Raw genomic sequence first — 4157 nt, 5'->3', positions numbered from 1 at the left:
GTCTTCCGGGACCGGATCCCACCGTCGAACTGTGCCGACCTGTCAGGCGCGGCCGAAGGCGAGCGCGACGTTGTGCCCACCGAATCCGAACGAGTTGTTGATTGCGAAATCGAAATCGCCGTTGCGGGGCTCGCCCTTGACAACGTCGAGGTCGATCTCTGGATCCTGGTTGTCGAGATTGAGCGTGGGGGGAATGACCCCGTCACGCACACTCAGGACCGTGAGCACCGATTCGAGCGCACCGACGGCGCCGATCGAGTGCCCGAGCGCGGACTTCGGTGCGTACACCGCAGCATGCGTACCGACCGCGGAGTTGATCGCCGCCGCCTCGGCGGTGTCGCCGATGGGCGTCGCGGTCGCATGCGCGTTCACATGCTTGATGTCGGCCTTGGTGAGGCCGGCGGTCTGGATGGCCCGGGTCATCGCCCGTGCCGCTCCGGTGCCCTCGGGGTGCGGCGCCACGATGTGGTAGCCGTCCGAGGTGATGCCCGCACCCAGCAGTCGTGCGTGGATGGTGGCACCGCGCGCCTTCGCGTGCTCCTCGGTCTCGAGGACCATCATCGCGCCCGCCTCGCCGAAGACGAATCCGTCGCGATCCTTGTCGAACGGGCGCGAGGCGCCCGCCGGGTCGTCGTTGCGGGAGCTGAGCGCCCGCATCATCGCGAAGCTCGCGATCGGCACGGGGTCGATGACACCCTCGACACCACCGGTGACGATGATGTCGGCGTCGCCCATGACCAGCATCCGGTACGCGTGAGCGATCGCTTCCGAACCGGACGAACACGCCGACACGGGGGTGATGACGCCCGCGCGGGCGCCGAGCTCGAGCCCGACCACCGCCGACGGACCGTTCGGCATCACCATCTGCACCGCGAACGGCGAGACCTTCCGGTAGCCGCCGGCCTTCATCTTGTCGACGGTGTCGATCAGTGCTTCGCCACCGCCGAGCCCGGTACCCAGGACGACGCCGAGGCGATCCTTGTCGACCTCGGGACTGCCCGCGTTCTCCCACACCTGGCGTCCGAGCACGAGGGCGAGACGCTCCACGAAGCTCATCCGCCGGATCTCTACACGGGAGAGGGAATCGTCGGGGCTCACCTTGAGGTGACCACCGATTCGGACGGGGAGATCGAACTCCTCGATGAATGGATCGTCGAGGATCCCGATTCCGGATTCGCCGGCGAGCAGGCCCTTCCACGTGGCATCCACGTCACCAGCGATCGACGTCGAGGCCGCGAGGCTTGTGACGACGACGTTGGGGAAGTTCCTGGTGGAAGTCACGGGCGAGCTCACTCCTCGTTCTTGGCGGCGTCGAGCTTGGCCTGGACGGCGGCGGCGGCGTCGCCGCCCTCGGCCTCGAGCTTCTGGATGTACGCGACGGCGTCGCCGACGGTGCGCAGGCTGGCGAGATCCTCGTCCGGGATCTTGACGCCGTACTTGTCCTCGGTCTGGACGGCGATCTCGACCATGGACAGCGAGTCGATGTCGAGGTCGTCGACGAAGGACTTCTCGATGGTCACCTCGGACGGCTCAATACCGGTGACCTCCTCGATGATCTCGGCGAGTCCGGCAATGAGTTGTTCCTGGCTGGCGGCCACTGGGTGGCTCCCTTCTCGGTTGGTGTTCTCTTCGGGTCCTGCAATCGGCCGGTGAGCAGAATGGCCGATCTCGTGCAAGTTGTGCGTGGTGCGAGTTCCTCGATGTCCCTGAGGACGGTGAGGTTGTACCCGACTCAGGTGAACTGCGATAGTCCGTCCAGATCGTCGGGGGTCTTGAGGGCGAGCGTCGGCGTGCCGCGCATCTCGCGCTTGGCGATGCCGACCAGGGTTCCGGCCGGGGGAAGCTCGACGATTGCGGTGGCCTCGGCGGTGCGGAGGTACTCGGTGCACAGATCCCAGCGCACCGGCTTGGTCACCTGTGCGGCCAGCTTGGCCAGCGCGTCGGCGCCGGAGGTGACCGGCTGACCGTCGGAGTTGGACAGCAGGATGCGGGTCGGCTCCGACGGGACGATGCGCGAGGCCGCCTCGGTGACCGCGTCCTGGGCCGGACCCATGAACGCGGTGTGGAAGGCGCCCGCCACGGGAAGGGCCCGGACCCGAGCCTTCTCCGGCGGGTTCGCGGCCAGCTCCGCGAGGGCGCTCAGCAGGCCGGCCGCGACGATCTGACCGGCCGCGTTGCGGTTCGCGGGTGCGAGTCCGAGTTCGTCGAGGCGGGCGAGGACGGTGTCCTCGTCGCCGCCGAGGACCGCCGACATGCCGGTCGGCTCGAGCGCACAGGCCTTCGCCATCTCGGCTCCGCGCAGCGCGGCGAGCGCGACCGCGTCGTCGGCGGAGATGACCCCGGCGATGGCGGCGGCGGCCAGCTCGCCGACCGAGTGGCCGGCGGTGATCAGGTCCGCGGGGGCCTGGCCGCGGCGGTCGAGTTCCTCGAACGCCAGCAGTGCGGCGGCCACCACGAGGGGCTGGGTCACCGCGGTGTCGGTGATCTCCTCCGCGGTCGCGGTGGTGCCGAGACGGGTGAGGTCGAGTCGGGACGCCTTCGACCAGATGGCGAGACGATCGGCTGTGCCCGGCAGCTCCAGCCAGGGGCTGAGCATGCCGGGAGTCTGGGACCCCTGACCTGGGGCGAGCAACGCAATCACAGGACTAAGGGAACACCGTTCGGGGGCCCTCGTGAGGTGTTGTTGGCCATCAACCTTGGACAAGTGTTTTGTGGAATTTCCACAAAACGGCACGTCGGCGTCCGCTATCGCGATTGGACGGTCGTCCGTTACAGGCCCAATCCACGGATTGTTGCGGATGTTACTGAAGTGGCAGAAAGTGCCGATTCGTGACGAGTTTGAGTCAGTCTTCCGACTGTTGCTGCGATTCGGAGTACGTACGCGTCCCGTGGGTTTGTCGGATCCCTCCCAGTCACCTCGGCGATTTTCTTCAGTCGGTATCGCACGGTATTTGGATGGACGAACAGTTGGCGGGCGCAGGTCTCGACCGCGGCACCGCAGTCCAGATACGCGTCGAGAGTGTCCGTCAGGGCCGAACCCGAGGTGGCCAACGGCTGGACGAGCAGGTCGTTGAGGGAGTCCAGCGCGGCCCGGTCGCCGAGCAGGGCCCGCTCGGGTAGAAGTTCGGCGGCGTGCACCGGTCGCGGCGCTCCGCGCCAGCCGGCGACGGCCTCCATTCCGGCCAACGCCTCGACCGCGCTGAAGTGCGCGGCGCCGAGCGTGGGCGTGGTCGGTCCGATCACCACCGGGCCGGCCGAGAAGTTGGTCAGCAGGTCGGTGAGGAAGGGCCGGTTCGTCTGGGACTGCTGCAGGTCGCCGCTGACCACCATGACCAACCGCGACCCCTGGACCACCGCGAGCGCCGCCCGGCCGTGCTTCTGGGCGGTGGTGTGCACGGTCGAGACCACCGACACGCCCTGGTCGGGCGGTGGCGTCCCGACCAGCACGGTGGCCGGCGCGTTGGCATCCCAGTTCAGCGTCGCCGCGCGCGAGAGCATGTCCGGACCGCTGTCGCCGCGCACGACGGCGTCGACCACCAGTGCCTCGAGGCGCGTGTCCCAGGCGCCGCGCGATTCGGCCGCGCTCGCGTACACCGAGGCCGCCGTGAAACCCAGCTCCCGGCCGTAGCGCAGCACCGCCTCGGTCAGCGCGACGAGCTGGCGTTCGTTGCGGGCCAGTGCGGGCAGCCACTGCTCGAAGAACTCCATCGCCACCCGGACCATGTCCACCGTCTGACGCAGCGTCAGCCGTCGGGCCAGGTCCTGCGGGATCACCTGGAAGGCGTCGAGGCTGAACCGGATGTCGCTCTCGGGGTTCTGCAGCCACTCGAGGAAGTTCACCACGGCGGTCTGCACGAGCAGCTGGACGCTGGCGCGCTGGTCCGCGTCGAGGTCGCCGAAGAAGGGCAGCTGATCCTGCATGGAGGTCACGGCCTCGGTCGACAGTCGACCCGAGAACTGTTTGACGCGCCGCAGCAGGGCGTCGGGCAGCGGGTCGCGGGTCTGGCGGGTGCGAACGAAGGCGGGGGACGGGGCGGGGCGGTGCGCGTCGTCGCCGCGCGTCACCGACTGCGCGTCGTCGCCCGACGGTGTCGCCGCGGCGGACTCCTGCTCACCCATAACACCGAAACGTACGCCCTTCCCGGACCGTACCGGCA

The 4157-nt window shown here is 68.6% G+C and carries 4 protein-coding genes; all 4 read right to left on the bottom strand.

All coding sequences use genetic code 11. The features are described 5' to 3' along the window. Positions 1 to 42: 42 nt before the first annotated feature. The 4 genes from ACFXGJ_RS24075 to ACFXGJ_RS24060 all read right to left on the bottom strand — a co-directional run bounded on the left by ACFXGJ_RS24075 (position 43) and on the right by ACFXGJ_RS24060 (position 4119). A complete protein-coding gene (locus tag ACFXGJ_RS24075) occupies positions 43 to 1293 on the bottom strand; it encodes a KasA/KasB family beta-ketoacyl-ACP synthase (protein ID WP_378625776.1) in 1251 nt (416 codons plus the stop codon). Then, positions 1290 to 1598, bottom strand: a complete 309-nt coding sequence (gene acpM / locus ACFXGJ_RS24070; RefSeq protein ID WP_378625774.1) for a meromycolate extension acyl carrier protein AcpM — start codon at positions 1596 to 1598, stop codon at positions 1290 to 1292. The genes ACFXGJ_RS24075 and acpM overlap by 4 nt, the downstream gene beginning before the upstream one ends. Positions 1599 to 1732: 134 nt before the next feature. After that, entirely contained in the window at positions 1733 to 2641 is a 909-nt protein-coding gene (locus tag ACFXGJ_RS24065; protein WP_378625773.1) for an ACP S-malonyltransferase, read from the bottom strand. 128 nt (positions 2642 to 2769) lie between these two features. Continuing rightward, complete coding sequence (locus ACFXGJ_RS24060; RefSeq protein ID WP_378625777.1) at positions 2770 to 4119, bottom strand: PucR family transcriptional regulator; 1350 nt, start codon at positions 4117 to 4119, stop codon at positions 2770 to 2772. Between the last annotated feature and the right edge of the window lie 38 nt (positions 4120 to 4157).

The sequence above is a fragment of the Rhodococcus sp. NPDC059234 genome, assembly GCF_042754225.1.
In the GTDB taxonomy this organism is placed as follows: domain Bacteria; phylum Actinomycetota; class Actinomycetes; order Mycobacteriales; family Mycobacteriaceae; genus Rhodococcus_G.
The sequence above is the reverse complement of the archived record's forward strand: the minus strand, read 5'-3'. Positions and strand labels throughout refer to the sequence as shown.

What these genes read in the sequence shown, in the direction of transcription:
- ACFXGJ_RS24060 (WP_378625777.1), bottom strand. Translation starts at nt 4,119, where the DNA reads ATGGGTGAGCAGGAGTCCGCCGCGGCGACACCGTCGGGCGACGACGCG.